This is a genomic window from Mesorhizobium sp. P160927, from assembly GCF_057766385.1.
On sequence record NZ_JBYMDW010000001.1, the window covers coordinates 44,595 to 60,152 of the forward strand.

At 63.2% G+C, this 15,558-nt stretch carries 18 protein-coding genes and 1 tRNA gene; 14 read left to right on the forward strand and 5 right to left on the reverse strand.

The features are described from left to right. The first annotated feature begins 131 nt into the window (after nucleotides 1-131). The gene (locus AC3CB8_RS00210; protein WP_352726749.1) at nucleotides 132-1,532 is read left to right on the forward strand and encodes an oligosaccharide flippase family protein; all 1,401 of its coding nucleotides are present in this window, start codon (nucleotides 132-134) and stop codon (nucleotides 1,530-1,532) included. Beyond that, nucleotides 1,532-2,812 carry a GNAT family N-acetyltransferase gene (locus AC3CB8_RS00215; RefSeq protein WP_352566081.1) on the forward strand — a complete coding sequence of 427 codons (1,281 nt, stop codon included), beginning with the start codon at nucleotides 1,532-1,534 and terminating at the stop codon, nucleotides 2,810-2,812. The genes AC3CB8_RS00210 and AC3CB8_RS00215 overlap by 1 nt, the downstream gene beginning before the upstream one ends. 204 nt (nucleotides 2,813-3,016) lie before the next feature. Here the strand turns inward: AC3CB8_RS00215 and AC3CB8_RS00220 are convergent, their stop codons facing one another. After that, nucleotides 3,017-3,559: a phosphatase PAP2 family protein gene (locus AC3CB8_RS00220; RefSeq protein WP_352566083.1), complete on the reverse strand. Its 543-nt coding sequence runs from the start codon at nucleotides 3,557-3,559 to the stop codon at nucleotides 3,017-3,019. Nucleotides 3,560-3,595: 36 nt separating this feature from the next. Here AC3CB8_RS00220 and AC3CB8_RS00225 point away from each other — a divergent pair, with 36 nt between their 5' ends. Next, a complete protein-coding gene (locus tag AC3CB8_RS00225; RefSeq protein WP_031241093.1) occupies nucleotides 3,596-4,078 on the forward strand; it encodes a DUF2127 domain-containing protein in 483 nt (160 codons plus the stop codon). Nucleotides 4,079-4,180: 102 nt separating this feature from the next. Here the strand turns inward: AC3CB8_RS00225 and AC3CB8_RS00230 are convergent. After that, nucleotides 4,181-4,265 (reverse strand) — tRNA-Leu (locus AC3CB8_RS00230). Between the two features lie 179 nt (nucleotides 4,266-4,444). On the opposite strand from AC3CB8_RS00230, the gene AC3CB8_RS00235 reads away from it, so the two are divergent. After that, entirely contained in the window at nucleotides 4,445-5,038 is a 594-nt protein-coding gene (locus AC3CB8_RS00235; protein WP_023795052.1) for a YqaA family protein, read from the forward strand. 85 nt (nucleotides 5,039-5,123) lie between these two features. After that, nucleotides 5,124-5,642 carry a disulfide bond formation protein B gene (locus tag AC3CB8_RS00240; protein ID WP_023770758.1) on the forward strand — a complete coding sequence of 173 codons (519 nt, stop codon included), beginning with the start codon at nucleotides 5,124-5,126 and terminating at the stop codon, nucleotides 5,640-5,642. Nucleotides 5,643-5,802: 160 nt separating this feature from the next. Here AC3CB8_RS00240 and AC3CB8_RS00245 read toward each other — a convergent pair whose 3' ends face one another. Together AC3CB8_RS00245 and AC3CB8_RS00250 are read right to left on the reverse strand one after the other, a co-directional pair. Further along, nucleotides 5,803-6,360: an HNH endonuclease gene (locus AC3CB8_RS00245; protein ID WP_006328497.1), complete on the reverse strand. Its 558-nt coding sequence runs from the start codon at nucleotides 6,358-6,360 to the stop codon at nucleotides 5,803-5,805. Nucleotides 6,361-6,488: 128 nt separating this feature from the next. After that, on the reverse strand, nucleotides 6,489-7,130 hold the full coding sequence (locus tag AC3CB8_RS00250; RefSeq protein ID WP_352566086.1) for a DNA-3-methyladenine glycosylase family protein: 642 nt from the start codon (nucleotides 7,128-7,130) through the stop codon (nucleotides 6,489-6,491). A gap of 75 nt (nucleotides 7,131-7,205) precedes the next feature. Here AC3CB8_RS00250 and gluQRS point away from each other — a divergent pair, with 75 nt between their 5' ends. Together gluQRS and AC3CB8_RS00260 are read left to right on the forward strand one after the other, a co-directional pair. Further along, nucleotides 7,206-8,081, forward strand: coding sequence for a tRNA glutamyl-Q(34) synthetase GluQRS (gluQRS, locus tag AC3CB8_RS00255; protein ID WP_352566088.1), 876 nt, complete (start codon nucleotides 7,206-7,208; stop codon nucleotides 8,079-8,081). A 149-nt stretch (nucleotides 8,082-8,230) separates the two neighbouring features. Continuing rightward, nucleotides 8,231-9,133: a DMT family transporter gene (locus AC3CB8_RS00260; protein WP_023770761.1), complete on the forward strand. Its 903-nt coding sequence runs from the start codon at nucleotides 8,231-8,233 to the stop codon at nucleotides 9,131-9,133. On the opposite strand, the gene AC3CB8_RS00265 is transcribed toward AC3CB8_RS00260, so the two are convergent. Then, entirely contained in the window at nucleotides 9,103-9,954 is an 852-nt protein-coding gene (locus AC3CB8_RS00265) for a YihY/virulence factor BrkB family protein (protein WP_015315569.1), read from the reverse strand. The genes AC3CB8_RS00260 and AC3CB8_RS00265 overlap by 31 nt on opposite strands. 58 nt (nucleotides 9,955-10,012) lie before the next feature. Between AC3CB8_RS00265 and AC3CB8_RS00270 the strand changes: the two genes are divergently transcribed. From AC3CB8_RS00270 to AC3CB8_RS00300, 7 genes are all read left to right on the forward strand, one after another. Next, nucleotides 10,013-10,879, forward strand: coding sequence for an SDR family oxidoreductase (locus tag AC3CB8_RS00270; RefSeq protein ID WP_352566089.1), 867 nt, complete (start codon nucleotides 10,013-10,015; stop codon nucleotides 10,877-10,879). A gap of 26 nt (nucleotides 10,880-10,905) precedes the next feature. After that, a complete protein-coding gene (locus AC3CB8_RS00275) occupies nucleotides 10,906-11,097 on the forward strand; it encodes a twin transmembrane helix small protein (RefSeq protein ID WP_015315567.1) in 192 nt (63 codons plus the stop codon). 18 nt (nucleotides 11,098-11,115) lie between these two features. Then, nucleotides 11,116-11,697, forward strand: a complete 582-nt coding sequence (locus AC3CB8_RS00280) for a cob(I)yrinic acid a,c-diamide adenosyltransferase (protein WP_352566091.1) — start codon at nucleotides 11,116-11,118, stop codon at nucleotides 11,695-11,697. A gap of 32 nt (nucleotides 11,698-11,729) precedes the next feature. Then, nucleotides 11,730-12,530 (forward strand): rhomboid family intramembrane serine protease, encoded by an 801-nt coding sequence (locus AC3CB8_RS00285; protein WP_352566093.1) that lies wholly within the window; start codon nucleotides 11,730-11,732, stop codon nucleotides 12,528-12,530. Nucleotides 12,531-12,763: 233 nt separating this feature from the next. Beyond that, nucleotides 12,764-13,513, forward strand: a complete 750-nt coding sequence (locus AC3CB8_RS00290; RefSeq protein ID WP_023770766.1) for an electron transfer flavoprotein subunit beta/FixA family protein — start codon at nucleotides 12,764-12,766, stop codon at nucleotides 13,511-13,513. Nucleotides 13,514-13,533: 20 nt separating this feature from the next. Next, nucleotides 13,534-14,463, forward strand: coding sequence for an electron transfer flavoprotein subunit alpha/FixB family protein (locus tag AC3CB8_RS00295; protein ID WP_023770767.1), 930 nt, complete (start codon nucleotides 13,534-13,536; stop codon nucleotides 14,461-14,463). A 206-nt stretch (nucleotides 14,464-14,669) separates the two neighbouring features. Next, nucleotides 14,670-15,548 carry a 3-hydroxybutyryl-CoA dehydrogenase gene (locus AC3CB8_RS00300; RefSeq protein ID WP_015315562.1) on the forward strand — a complete coding sequence of 293 codons (879 nt, stop codon included), beginning with the start codon at nucleotides 14,670-14,672 and terminating at the stop codon, nucleotides 15,546-15,548. Nucleotides 15,549-15,558: the final 10 nt, after the last annotated feature.

The window sequence follows — 15,558 nt, forward strand, 5'->3', positions numbered from 1 at the left end:
CTCGCGGCACCTTCACCCGTTCGTCATCGCTCGACTTTCGGCCATTACGCACGCCTCCCCACCCACGCTTTCTTAAGGTGTTTTCGCTACACCAAAGCCTGAAAAGAGGCGGAAAACGGAGAGAAATCGGGGTGCGCTTTTCCGCGGCCACGACTGCCGGGCGGTTCTTGCCGCAGCGTTTGGCGCTGCGCATGGAGCCTTTGCTTGGCCGCCTCGACGCCGTGCTGTTCACCGCCGACGAGCGCGGCGAAGCCGGCCGTATGTCGGTCATCGCCTTCTCCATCCGCATCGTCAGTGCCGTCATCGCCTTTATCAGCCAGGTGCTGATGGCGCGCTGGATGGGTTCGTTCGAATACGGCATCTTCGTGCTGGTCTGGGTGACAATGGTCATTGTCGGCAACCTCGCCTGCCTCGGCTTCCACACATCGGTCATCCGCTTCATCCCCGAATACCGCGAGCGCGGCCTGATGGACGAATTGCGCGGCATCGTCGTTGCGAGCCGCCTGTTCGTGCTGATCGCCTCGACGGTCATCGCCGGGCTCGGCGCCCTCGGCGTCTGGCTGGCCGCGCCCTGGATCGAAAACTACTACGTGATACCGTTCATCCTCGGTGTCATCTGCCTGCCGATGATCGCGCTGTCGGATTTGCTGCAAGGGCTGGCGCGCGCCAATTCATGGGCGTTGTTCGCGCTGTCTCCGACCTACCTGATCCGGCCGGTGCTGATCCTGCTGTTCATGGCGCTGATGCTTTGGGCGGGCTACGCCCCCGACGCGCGGACGGCGATCTTCGCCTCGATCGCCGCTACCTACGCCACCACGCTGACCCAGCTCATCGGGGTCACCCAGCGCATGGAAAGGCAAATTCCGGCCGGCCCGATGAAAGTGCATTTCGCGCAATGGTTCGTCGTCTCGCTGCCGATCTTCCTGGTTGAGAGCTTCTTCTTCCTGCTCACCAACGCCGATGTGCTGATGGTCGGCGCCTATATGTATCCCAATGATGTCGCCGTCTATTTCGCCACGGTCAAGACGCTGGCGCTGGTGCATTTCGTCTATTTCGCGGTCAAGGCCGGCGTTGCCCAACGTTACGCGCAGTTCACCCATGGCGAGCCGCAAAAGCTTGCCGCCTTCGCCCGCGAGACGGTATCGTGGACCTTCTGGCCCTCGCTGCTGATGGCGTTCCTGGTGCTGGCGCTGGGCGAACCGATGCTGGTGCTGTTCGGCCCCGAATTCACGTCGGGCTATCCGCTTCTGTTCCTGCTCGTGTTCGGGGTTGTGGCGCGCGCCGCCGTCGGCCCCTGCGAAAGCCTGCTCACCATGAGCGGCAACCAGAATGTCTGCGCCGCCGTCTATGCCATGACATTGGCCTTCAATATCGGACTCAACGTGGTGCTGATCCCGCATTTCGGCCTGTGGGGCGCGGCCATGGCCACCGCCTTTGCCATGATCTTCGAGGCCGGCGCGCTGTCCTTCACGGTCTGGCGCAAGCTCGGCATCGTCATGGCGATCTTCGTGTCAGCCAAAGGAGCCGCCTGATGGCCGCCATCCCTCTGCTCGAGGAAACCAGCGGCGGTCCCGCCGGCGCCATGGTGTCCGGCCTTGCCGGGCTGGCGCGCGACGCCGATCCCGCCCATATCGAGATCCTCGCCAACAACCGGCCCGAGCGCAAACTCGCCATCTACCCGGCGTCGGCCGGCTTCGACCTTGTCGAGGAACTGGACTATCTCTGCGCCCGCACGATCGAGCCGAACGTCTTCTTCAACCCGCGTTTCCTGGCGCCGGCCATGCCCCGGCTGGAAGACCGCGAAGTGCGCCTTGCCGTGATCCGGGACGGCGATGAATACCGCAACCGACTGCGGCTGCTGGTGCCGATCTCGGTGGAACGGCCGGTGGTGCCGCTCGGCGTACCGGTCATGCGCACCTGGTCGAGCCCGTTCGGCCCGCTCGGCACGCCGCTGATCGACCGCGACGACCCGGTCGGCGTGGTCGAGGATTTCCTCTCGATGCTGTCGCGCCCGCATTTGAAAATGCCGAAAGTCCTGATCCTGCCCGACATCAGGCTCGACGGTCCGGTGGCGAGCCTGATCGCCACCGTGGCCGAAACCCGTGGCCTGACACTGGTCACCACGGGCCAGACTTCACGCCCCGTGCTAGAGAGCGAACTCGACGGCGACGACTATCTCAAGGCTTCGCTGCGCGCGCACCATTATCGCGAATTCCGCCGCCTGAAGCGGCGCCTTGGCGATCTCGGCAAGCTCGAACACGCCGTGGCACGCGGCCCCGAGGAAATCCGCCACGCCATCGAGCACTTCCTGACGCTGGAGGCGTCCGGCTGGAAAGGCCGCGAGCGCACCGCCATGGCGATCGACCGCTTCCGCGCCGCCTTCGCCCGCGAGGCGGTGCACCGGCTCGCCGAACAGGACATGTGCCGCATCCATTCGCTGACGCTCGACGGCCGTACCGTCGCTTGCCTGATCGTCTTCGTCGAGGCCGGCGTCGCCTACACTTGGAAAACGGCCTATGACGAGACGCTGGCTGCCTATTCGCCCGGCACGCTGCTGATGATCGAGGTCACAAGACACCATCTCGACGATCCCAACATCATGATGACCGACTCCTGCGCCGTGCCCGACCACCCGGTGATGAGCCGGCTGTGGAGCGAGCGCAAACCGGTCGGCACGCTGGTCATCGGGTTGACCAGGGATGCCGACCGCCTCGCCCGCCAGGCCGCCTCTCAGTTGCATCTCTATCGCGAGACCCGAAATATGGCGCGCCTGCTGCGCAACCGGATGAAGAGTTTGCTCAAGAGGCGGTAAGAAGGCCCCGCTCCTTTTGAAGGGCTCCTTCCGTGCCCGGGTGCCAGCCGGCGCCCGCCGGCATGAACGCCTCTCCGGGAGCCCCGGATAGGCCGCCTCACCGGGCGATACCCTCCTCACCCGAAACACCGGCGGCGAGCCCCTGGGATCCATGCCGGTTCCATGGAAGCCGTTGTCAGCGTGCACTTGATTGGTCAATCCTTGTTAGAGGATTTTTGTCACGAGATTGTCCAGCCGGGAGTTCTCACGATAGATCAGTCGCGCCACAACGGCGCCCAGGGCGCCAGTGATCGCGCCGCCGATGACATCGGTCAGGTAATGGGTCCCAATGTAGATCCTCGACCAGCAAATCAGGAATGCCACCACCAAGAGCCCAATCGTCCGGCGCGGCAGCCTCCGCATCGCAAAAGCGGCAACGATGGCAATGGTGGCTGCTGCATGGTCGGAAGGGAAGGACCAGTCGGCGCTTGGCGCAATCAGGAGATGCGTCACGCCGGCATCGTAGGGCCGCATCCGATGCACGAACAGAAGGATGAACTGGTTGATTGCGAGGCCGAGCAGGAACGACAGACCTGCAGCAAGGGCCGCGTGACGAACATGGTAGCGGTCAGTTTTGGCCCACCACTGCAGCACTATGGCCAGCACCATCAGCGGAACGCCGAATTGTGAGACGCCGATCATTGCTCTATCAAGGATAGGGCTGAGGCCGGCCTCGGCATTTACCCAATGGGTGAGGGCTGCATCCATTTGTCGTCCGTTTCGTCAGTTGGATGAGGTGGGACTTTGAAGGCCGTCGATGAGAGTCGCATTCACCAGGTCTTCGAGATCGGCGTCTGGCTCAAGGGAGCGCATGCCTTCATTGAGTGCGTTGGTGGGGTGTTGCTCTATCTCGTCACCACCGCCACCATTGCGTCTTGGGTCAATGCCCTTACCCAGGACGAGTTGACCGAAGATCCGAAGGATTTCATAGCTGGCTATCTGTCGCAGGTGGCAAGCCATTTCTCGGTCGCCAGCAAGGAGTTCTATGCCTTCTATCTCCTCAGTCACGGCCTGATAAAGCTCTTCCTGGTTATCGGACTTCTCAGGGGCAAACTATGGTCGTACCCGGCGTCTCTCCTGGCCTTGGGAGCATTCATGATCTACCAGGTCTACCGTTACTCCTACACCCATTCGGCCGGGCTGCTCGTGCTGACCGTCTTCGATGCGGTCGTCATGGTGCTGATCTGGCACGAATGGAAGATCATACGGCAGCACGGACCCGTGTGAGGCGATCATCGCCCACGCCGCTGTTTCAATCCAGTGGAGCGCCAGCGACTGAATTGTTCAACCCAGTGGAGTCAGCGATTTGTCGACTTCCCACCTGTGTTGTGGTGCCCCTAGCCGGGATCGAACCAGCACTCCTTGCGGAACTCGATTTTGAGTCGAGCGCGTCTACCAATTCCGCCATAGGGGCTCAGGCCGGGCGGCCTGGATGGGCGCGGACTATACGGTCGGAGGCCTGTTCGTCAACAGGCCAATTTGCAAACCAGCCTCTGCCGCGACCAGACGGCACCTTTCCAATTTGTAAGACCGCGGCCATTGTGCAGCGCGAAAAACCTTTCTAGACAGACGGGCCGTTCCATAGGAGAGCCGATGCTTCGCGGACTGTATGACTGGACCCTGTCGCTGGCGGCTCGCAAATCCGCCGAATGGTGGCTGGCCTTCATCGCTTTCGTCGAGAGCTCGGTCTTTCTGGTGCCGGCCGACGTGCTCTATCTGCCGATGGCGTTGTCACGGCCGGATCGCGCCTATCGCTATGCCTTGATCGCCACCGTCGCCTCGGTGCTGGGCGGCATTGCCGGCTGGTTCATCGGCCACTATGCGTATGACGCGGTGGCGCGGCCCATCCTCGAATTCTACGGCAAATATGACGACTTCGAGCAGTTGCGGTCCTCGGCGGGCGTCAGCATCGAGTTCATCGCCCTGATGCTGGTCACCTCGGGTGCCGCGCATCTGCCGCCTATCAAGGTGGTGACGATCCTGTCCGGTGCCCTGGGCGTCAACCTGGCGCTGTTCATCGTGCTGGCCATTATCGCGCGCGGCGGCCGCTTTCTGCTGTTGGCGTGGCTTTTGCGCCGCTATGGCGAGCCAATCCGCGAATTCATCGAAAAGCGCCTGGGCCTGATCGTCGGCGCTGCCGCGGTCGCCCTGATTTTGCTCTATATCCTGATCAAATACGCTCTCTAAGGTTTGATGCTTAAAACCGGGCAACGGTTTCGGCAGCGCGGCGAGCAGACTTCGCAGACGGCGAACGCAACGGACGAAAGACGCCATGACAGCGACCATGAATTCCGATACCGGCCGCCAGCGGACGCGCGCGGCACTGTTTCTCGCCGTCGCGATGGCCGCGACCGTTGGCTCGGCGCTCGGCTTCCAGCACATTGGCGGCTACATCCCCTGCCACCTCTGCCTGGAACAGCGCACACCCTACTACATTGGCGTGCCCTTGATGGTGCTGGCGGCGATCGCATCGATGCTGCGGGCACCGGCATGGCTGACGCGCGGCCTGTTGGCCGTTGGCGGCCTCTTGATGCTATACGGGCTCTATCTCGGCGTCTATCACTCCGGCGTCGAGTGGCAGTGGTGGGCTGGCCCGACCGACTGCACGGCGGGCGCCGGCCCTGTCGACACCGGTGGCAAGGGCGTGCTCGACGCGCTCGACAAATTCGTGCCGCCCTCCTGCGACAAGGCCGCCTTGCGCATTCTCGGCCTGTCGCTGGCCGGTTGGAACGCCATCGCCAGCCTTATCCTGGCCGCCGTCGCCTTCCGTGGCGCGCTGGCTCGCGATTAATGTAGCGAACGCGCCGACTCGAGATCCTTCAAAGAATTCGGCAGGCTGAGTCAAATGAAGTGATTTTCGAGAACCGGAGGGGAGCGCCCATGAAGTCCGTGAGCCCCGGAGGCGCAGAAAATCGCTTCGGGCGGCCAGCCTCCTGAATTCTCGAACGAACTCAGGGCTCCAGTTCGACATCCCAGTAGAGATAATCCATCCAGCTTTCATGCAGATGGTTGGGCGGGAACAGGCGGCCGTTATTGTGCAGATCATGCACCGTCGGCTGAAACGGCTTCTGCAGCGGCCACATCTTGGCGTGAGCCGGCATCATGCCGCCCTTCCTCAGATTGCAGGGCGAACAGGCGGCGACGACATTCTCCCATGTCGTGGCGCCGCCACGGTGACGCGGGATGACATGGTCGAAGGTCAGGTCCTCGGGGGTACCGCAATACTGGCACTGGAAACGGTCGCGCAGGAAGACGTTGAAGCGGGTGAAGGCTGGATGCCTGGATGGCTTCACATAGGCCTTCAGGCTGACCACGCTCGGCAGCTTCATCGAGAAGGTCGGCGAGGATACGGCGTGCTCGTATTCGGCCACGATGTTCACCCTGTCGAGGAACACCGCCTTGATCGCGTCCTGCCAGGACCAGAGCGACAAGGGGTAATAGCTGAGCGGACGGTAATCCGCATTCAGCACCAGCGCTGGAAGCCCATCCGGAGATACGGCAACCGTCACCTTGTTGACCTCCTAGTTCTAGAACCGTTCGGCGTGGATACTGTAAGCCTGACATGACAGGGATGTGAAGCGGATTGTCGCTGGCGCGAAGCGCCAAAAACGCATGATTTTTATGCTTTCTTGCGGATTCAGGCCGGCGGTGCGGCGTCCCGGCCCTTGGTTTCGCGATAATAGGACCAAAAAAGCCGCGATGCGACACCTCGCCACGGGCTCCATGATTCGGCCAGAGCGATCAGTGTTTTCTCCGCTGGACGCGGGTCGATGCCGAGCGCATGGCCAACGGCGCTCTGCAGGGCGACGTCGCGCGCCGGGAAAATGTCGGGGTGTCCGGCGGCAAACAACAGATACACTTCCGCCGTCCAGGGACCGATACCAGGCACCGCCGTCATCCTGGCGATCGCCTCCACGGCATCGAGCGAACAGAGGTGATGCAGGTCGAGCCCATCGGCCACGGCCTGGGCAACCGCGATCAGGCCGCGCTGCTTGGGCCGCGACAGGCCGGCCTCGCGAAACATGTCCTCGCCCGCGGCAAGGATCGCCTGGGGCGTCAGCGGATCGACGAGTTTCGTCAGCCGGCCGAAGATCGCATCGGCGCTCGCCCGCGAAACCTGCTGCGAGACGATGATCGAGGCCAGGCTCCTGAAGCCCGGCTCCGAAAGCCTGAGCGGCACCTCGCCGGCCGTGCCGCGCACTTTGTCCAGGCGCGGGTCGATGAGGCAAAGCGCGTCCAGCCCCCGCTCAACGTCGTCCATTGTCGCAATGCGCTGCATGGTATCCTTGTCCGAAGATGTGCAGCAAGGTAGCAACCGCCAAAACCACAGCACAACCCGATTGCCGCCTGAGACATGACGCTCCTGACATTCCGCTTCGCGCCCAGCCCCAACGGCGAACTGCATCTGGGCCACGCCTATTCGGCGCTGCTCAACCAGAAGCTCGCAAGTACCAGTGGCGGCCGCCTGCTGCTGCGCATCGAGGATATCGACACGACGCGCTGCACGCCGGAATTCGAGGCGGGCATGATCGCCGATCTGAAATGGCTGGGCCTCGACTGGAAGGAGCCGGTGCGCCGGCAATCGGAGCATTTCGCCGAATACGAGACGGTGCTCAAGCGCCTGATCCGCCAAGAACTCGTCTATCCCGCCTTCATGAGCCGCGGCGAGATACGCGCCTTCATCGCCGACAGCGAAAAGCGCGGGCGCGACTGGCCGCGCGATCCCGACGGGGTGCCGCTCTATCCCCCGGCCGACAAGGCGCTTTCGATGAAGGAACGCAACCGGCGGATTGCCGAGAATGCGCCCTTCGCCTGGCGGCTCGACGTCGGCGCCGCCATGGCGCGTGCCGGCAAGAACCTGGCATGGGCCGAATTCAGCGATGAGACGCTATCCACGACGCGCTTCGTCGAGGCACGTCCGCAGGATTGGGGCGACGTTATCGTGGCACGCCGCGACATCCCGACCAGCTACCACCTCGCCGTCGTCATCGACGATGCCCTGCAAGGCGTCAGCCACGTCGTGCGCGGACAGGACCTGTTTTCCGCGACCGGGGTGCAGCGCCTGCTGCAGGAGATTCTGGGATTGCAGCCACCCGCCTATTTCCATCATAGACTGATCCTCGGGCCGGATGGGCGAAAACTGTCGAAGAGCCTCAGGGATACGGGCCTTACCGCCTTGCGCGACGCAGGCGCTTCGCCGGAAGAAATCCGAAGGACGGTAGGGCTTTGACCAGCATTATGTCAGGAGAACGCTCTCCGGGCGCGCCACCCGTTCATCCCCCTTGACGCATGGATCAATCGTTTCGTTTTGCGCGCGGGGTTGAACAGGACTAGAGCATCGTCACGGTTAATTCTCACCAGCGCGGCGATCCCCGGAAAATGTCCAGCATCAAGCGGTTCATCCCCGCCACCTTCGTTGTCCTGTGGGCGACCGGCTTCATCGGCGCGCGTTACGCCATGCCATGGGCGGAGCCGTTCACCTTCCTCGCCGCGCGTTTCGTGCTCGCCGCCATCCTGCTGGCCGTGCTGATGCTGGTGCTGGGCTCGAAACGAGCCACCCGCGAGGAGGCGCTGCATGCCACCGGCGCCGGCGTGCTGATGCATGGCATTTATCTCGGCGCCGTCTTCTGGGCCATCCATCGAGGCATGCCGGCCGGGTTTTCGGCCCTGATCGTCGGCCTGCAGCCGCTGATCACCGCGGTGCTTGCCGGCAAGTTTCTGGGCGAGGCCATCCTGCCGCGCCACTGGCTTGGCCTCGCTATCGGGCTGGTCGGCATCGTCATCGTGCTGTGGCCGAAACTCGGGGCGCTCGGTGGCGGCGTGACGGCGGCGACGCTGGCTGCCTCGCTGGTCTCGGTGCTCGGCATGAGCGCCGGCACGATCTGGCAAAAGCGTTTTGCGTCCGGCGGCGACCTCGTCGCGGCCACCATGTGGCAATATGTCGGCGGCGCTTCGCTGATGATCCTGGCTTCGCTTGCCTTCGAAACGCAAGCCGTCATCATCAATGGCGAATTGGTCTTCGCCATGGCCTGGCTGCTGCTGGTGCTGTCGCTCGGCGCCATCTTTCTTCTGATGGTGATGATCCGTGACGGCGAGATGTCGAAAGTGGCCTCGTTGTTCTATCTGGTGCCGGCGGTCACGGCTGTCATCGCCTGGGCCTTGTTCAACGAGCAGCTCAATGCGCTGCAGATCGTCGGCATGGCCATCACCACTTTCGGCGTCGGCCTGGCAACCGCCCGAACAGGCAAACTTCAGCCGACCCGGGCACGCGCCTCTAGATAACGGCTGATCGCGGCGTTGAGCTCGCCGCCGAGGATGAAGATCGCCGAGACGATGTAGAGGAAGACCACCGCGATCATGATCGAGGCGAGTCCGGCATAGGTCGTCACATAGGACGAGAAATGGTCGAGATAGGTGGCGAACATGGTCGAGCCGATAAGCCATGCGGCTAGTGTGAAGATGATGCCGGGTATCAGCGAGACGAACCGGCGCTTGCCGGCCGGCAGCCAGTAATGGACGGCAAACAGTCCGCCGATGATGACGGTTGAGGCGATGACGTACCGCCATAGCGTGATCGTGCCCGTATAGGGTTTGATCCATTCGAAATGGGCTTCCGCCAGCCGCGCCAGCAACGGCGCGAACACCAGCAGCACGCTTATCGCCAGGAACCCGGCGGTAGCGATCAGCACGAAGAAGATGCTTTGCACCCGGCGATAGATGATGCCGCGCGTTTCCGTGACCCGATAGGCGCGGTTGAGCGAGGTGCGCAGCGCCTCGATGCCGTTGGAGGCAAAGTAAGCGGCAAGCAGCACGCCATAAGTCAACAGATCGCTGCGCCTGACGGTCAGCACGTTCAGCACCTCGTGCGCGATCGGCTTGGCGATCTGGTCCGGCCAGGTGTCGAAAACCAGGTGCACGGCTGTGTCGGCAAAGGCCTGGGCGCCAAGGAAGCTGCCCAGCGTCGTGGCGAAGATCAGGAATGGAAACAGCGCCATCAGCGAGGTGATCGCCAGATGGCTGGCCATCGCCCAACCGTCATCGGTGTTGAAGTGGCCGAGCGCGTCGTAGAGCACGCGGCGCAGGGCGACAATATTCCGCAGCAAGGACGCGCGCTCCCCTCGATTGTCTCGACGCCGCGAATATGGGAAATGAATGCGGCAAATGGCAACCCTTCGTCAAACCCCGAATTCTCCTGCGGCAGAGTTGCGCACCATCATCGTCACCGGCGCGTCTTCCGGCATAGGCGCCTATTGCACCCGTGCATTGAAGGCTGAGGGCTGGCGGGTGTTCGCGACGGCGCGCAAGCCGGAGGACATCGCTGCCCTCGAAGCCGACGGCATCGAGGCTTTTTACCTCGACTATAGCGAACCGGACTCCATAGCCGCCGTGGTGACGGCGGTGCTCGATCGCACCGGCGGCAGGCTCGACGCGCTGTTCAACAACGGCGCCTATGCGCAGGCAGGCGCCGTCGAGGATTTGCCCGTTGCGGCGCTCAGGGAGCAGTTCGAGGCCAATTTCTTCGGCTGGCACGACCTGACCCGCCGCCTGGTTCCGGTGATGCGACGCCAGGGCCACGGTCGCCTCGTCCACTGCTCGTCGATCCTGGGTCTCGTGCCTGTGCGCTTCCGCGGCGCCTATTCGGCCTCCAAGCATGCCTTGGAGGCCTTGATGCTCTGCCAGCGCCAGGAACTGGCCGGCAGCGGCATCCATGTCTCGCTGATCGAGCCGGGACCGGTGAAATCGAAGATCGCCAGCAATGGCCTGCCGTGGTTCCTCAGGAACATCGACCATGAGAATTCCACGCATCGCGCCGATTATGCCGCGCAGTTGGAGCGCATGCGCGCCGGCGGCAGCCAAGCGGCGCGGAAGCCCGGGCCTGAAGTGGTCCACAAGGCGCTTCGCCATGCACTTCTGTCGCGGCGCCCACGCCCGCACTATGTGGTAACAATGTCGGCCAGGATCGGTGCCGTGCTCAAACGCATCCTGCCGGCCTCGATGCTCCACCGCCTGCTCGCCAAGCGCGCCTGAACAAGCAAAGAACTGGAAACGCAAAAATGGCCACTGCCTTCAATATCCTTGCCATTCTGGTCATGGCCGCCGTCGTGGTCGTGCTGATCAGGGGCCTCATCAACATGATGCGCGGCGGCTCCGGTGTGACCTCCAACAAGCTGATGCAGGCCCGTGTTCTGCTGCAGGCCGTGGCGCTGGCACTGATCCTGCTGGCCGTGTATTTCACCCGCAAGTGAGGCTTTTCGGGAGGCGATGTGGTCAAGCTCAACAAGATCTACACCCGCACCGGCGATGATGGCACCACGGGCCTTGGCACTGGTGAGCGGCGGCTGAAATCCGATCTCAGGGTGGACGCCTACGGCACGGTCGACGAAGCCAATGCCGGCATCGGCATGGCTCGAGTGCATACCGCCCAGAGCTACCAGGCGATCGACGCCATGCTCTCGCGCATCCAGAACGATCTCTTCGACCTCGGCGCCGATCTCGCGGTGCCTGATGACGGCAAGCCGCTTGGCTACGAGCCGTTGCGCATCGTTGCCACGCAGACCGACCGTGTCGAGCACGACATCGACGTCCTCAACAAGAAGCTCCAGCCGCTGAAATCCTTCGTGCTGAACGGCGGCACGCCGGCAGCGGCGGCGCTTCATCTCGCCCGCACGGTGGCGCGGCGCGCCGAGCGGCTGATGGTCGCCCTGGCTCAGGATCCGGCCGAACACGTCAACCGCGAAGGGCTGAAATATATCAACCGCGTCTCGGATTTCCTGTTTGTCGCCGCCCGGGCGGTCAATGACAACGGAAATGCCGACGTGCTATGGGTTCCCGGCAAGAACCGCTGAACGGACCAGAGGCGGGAGGGGGCCGGCGACCGATGTTCATCCCGCTTTACGACACCAACAGGCTGCGCCACATCAGGCTGCAATATGTGACGATCGGGCTGATTGTCGCAAACGCCGTGGTCTATTGCGCCACGGCGCTCGGCGGCGAGAACTTCACCAATGCCGCCGTGCTTGGCCTCGGCTTCATCCCCTCCGTCGTTCACGACACGGCCGAACTTGACCCCCGCTTTGTCATCATCCCCGAGAGCCTGAGCTATCTCACCTATTCCTTCCTGCATGCCGATATTTTCCATCTCGGCGGCAACATGCTGTTCCTTTGGGTGTTCGGCGACAATGTCGAGGACGCGCTCGGTCACATCCGCTACCTGATCTTCTATCTGCTGTGCGCCATCGCCGGTGCCGCCTTCCAGGGGCTGGTCGCCTGGGATTCGCAGGCGCCGCTGATCGGCGCGTCGGGCGCTATCGCCGGCGTGGTCGTCGCCTACCTGATCCTCTATCCCAGGGTGAAGGTGTGGGTGCTTGCCTTCGCCCGCATTCCTTTGCGCATTCCAGCCTTTATCCCGCTCATCCTGTGGGTGCTGTTCCAGATCGTCATGTTCGCGGCCGGCGGCGAGGATCAGATATCCTGGGCCTGCCACATCGGCGGCATCATTGCCGGCGCGGTTCTGGTGCTGGTCCTGCGCAGCCGCGGCGTGCCGCTGTTTGCCCCTGCCGACGAGGATGCCGTGCTACCGACGGCTGAACAGCCGCCGGCGGTCGGCGAACCAGCGGCGCCCCAAACGGCCGCCACCACGGCGCGCTGGGGACCTGGAAACCCATCTGGCCCAAACTGAACCGATTTGAGCGGCTTTCAGCGTATTGACGGCAGGGGTTGCCACAATTACGGAAACGTCTCCACTGCGGCCCAAGGCGTTCAGGAGCAGCCCAGGGCGGGCAAAGACCAGAATTTCCATCCGGCCAGAATTCCGTCTGGCCGGAATTCAGTCAGGAATGTCGGCTTTCGACAACTCAGAAGGGGCGCAGGCTGCTATAGCGCGCCCAACTAGCGTGAAGAGGTGACAGGCAAATGAAGATCCTTGTGCCCGTGAAGCGGGTTGTGGACGCGAACGTCAAGGTGCGCGTGAAGGCTGATGGCTCGGCGGTGGAACTGGCCAACGTCAAGATGGCGATGAACCCGTTCGACGAGATCGCGGTCGAGGAAGCGATCCGGATCAAGGAAGCCGGCAAGGCCGAAGAGATCATCGTCGTTTCGATCGGCCCGCAGCAGGCGCAGGAAACCTTGCGCACCGCGCTCGCCATGGGCGCCGACCGTGCCATCCTGGTCAAGACCGACGAGCAGACCGAGCCGCTCGGCGTCGCCAAGGTGCTGAAGGGCGTGGTCGAGGCGGAACAGCCCGGCCTTGTCATTCTCGGCAAGCAGGCGATCGACGACGATTCCAACCAGACCGGCCAGATGCTGGCTGCCCTGCTTGGCTGGGCGCAGGGCACTTTCGCCTCCAAGCTCGTGCTCGAGGGCGATCATGCCAGGGTGACGCGCGAAGTCGACGGCGGCCTGCAGACGGTGGAGTTGAAGATGCCGGTGATCGTCACCGCCGACCTTCGCCTCAACCAGCCGCGTTATGCCTCATTGCCCAACATCATGAAGGCCAAGAAGAAGCAGCTCGACGAGAAGAGCCCGGCCGATTACGGCGCCGACGTCAAGCCACGCCTCAAGGTCATCAAGACCGAGGAGCCGAGCGGCCGCAAGGCGGGTGTCAAGGTCAAGAGCGTCGCCGAACTCGTCGACAAGCTCAAGAACGAAGCCGGCGTGCTCTGAGATCGGAAGGAACAGACAAAATGGCAATTCTCCTCATCGCTGAACACGACAACGCCACCCTTTCCGACCAGACCGCCAAGGCGCTTTCGGCCGCCCTGCAGATCGGCTCGGACGTTCATGTTCTGGTGGCCGGCAAAGGCGCCAAGGCTGCCGCCGACGCAGCCGCGAAACTGAAGGGTGTGAGCAAGGTGCTGCTCGCCGAAGCCGACGAACTCGCCGAGCGTCTGGCTGAGCCGACGGCGGCGCTTGTCGTCTCGCTGGCTGGCGCCTACGACACGGTCATCGCGCCCGCGACGTCGGCCGGCAAGAACATCGCGCCGCGCGTGGCGGCCCTGCTCGATGTCGCGCAGGTCTCCGAGATCATCGAAGTGGTCTCGCCCGATACCTTCAAGCGGCCGATCTATGCCGGCAACGCCATCCAGACGGTGCAGTCGAGCGACGCCAAGAAGGTGATCACCGTTCGCACCGCGTCCTTCCAGGCCGCGCCCGAGGGCGGCGCGGCTTCGGTCGAGACGGTCAATGCGGCGGCCAATCCCGGCCTGTCCACCTTCGTCGAGAACAAGCTGTCGGAGACTGACCGTCCGGAGTTGACCTCGGCCAAGATCATCATCTCGGGCGGCCGCGCGCTCGGTTCCTCGGAGAAATTCCAGGAAGTCATCCTGCCGGTCGCCGACAAGCTCGGTGCCGCCGTCGGCGCCTCCCGCGCCGCCGTCGATGCCGGCTACGCGCCGAACGACTGGCAGGTCGGGCAGACCGGCAAAGTCGTCGCCCCCGATCTCTACATCGCGGTCGGCATATCGGGCGCCATCCAACACCTTGCCGGCATGAAGGATTCCAAGGTCATCGTCGCCATCAACAAAGACGAGGAAGCGCCGATCTTCCAGGTTGCCGACTACGGCCTCGTCGGCGACCTCTTCGTCATCCTGCCGGAGTTGCAGAAGGCGCTTTGACGCTTCCGCGCAACCGTACTAAATTGCGAGGGGTGGGGTAGACGAAGTCGCCCCACCCTTTTAGTTTGCACCGCACAATAAGCACGCCACAAAGGCTGAGAGCAATTCCAGCAGCAGTGCGCAGGGTTTTGCGCCGGGAATTGCGGGAACAAAGAGATGGGGCGGTTCGCTATTCCAGCGAAAAACGCTCCGGACGGGATCGGGTAATGAGCAAGATCGAGACGATCGGCATCATTGGTGCGGGCCAGATGGGCGGCGGCATCGCCCACGTCTCCGCGCTTTCGGGCTATAAGGTGCTGATCTACGATATATCGCCCGACCGCATCGAGAAGGGCATTGCCACCATCAGCGGCAACATGGCCCGTCAGGTGGGGTCCGGCAAGCTCGACGAGAAGCTGCGCAATCAGGCCATGGCACGCATCGCGTCGGCACCGACGATGGCCGATCTCGCCGGCGCCGATCTGGTGATCGAAGCGGCGACCGAGGACGAGACCGTCAAGCGCAAGATTTATGCGCAGCTCTGTCCGCAGCTCAATCCCGAAGCGATCCTGGCGACCAACACCTCGTCGATTTCGATCACACGGCTGGCTGCGCAGACCGACCGGCCGGAGCGGTTCATCGGCATACATTTCATGAACCCGGTACCGCTGATGAAGCTGGTCGAACTGGTGCGCGGCATCGCCACCGAGGACCAGACCTTCGAGGCGGCCAAGACCTATGTGAAGCAGCTCGACAAGACGATCACCGTCTCGGAGGATTTTCCGGCCTTCATCGTCAACCGCATCCTTTTGCCGATGATCAACGAGGCGATCTACACGCTCTATGAGGGCGTCGGCTCGGTCGATGCTATCGACACCGCCATGCGGCTCGGCGCCAACCATCCCATGGGACCGCTGCAGCTTGCCGATTTCATCGGCCTGGATACCTGCCTGTCGATCATGCAGGTGCTGCATGACGGCCTCTCGGACTCGAAGTACCGGCCTTGTCCGCTGCTGGTCAAATATGTCGAGGCCGGCTGGCTCGGTCGCAAGACCGGGCGCGGCTTCTACGATTATCGCGGCGAGCATCCCGTTCCGACGCGCTGACGTGATTGCC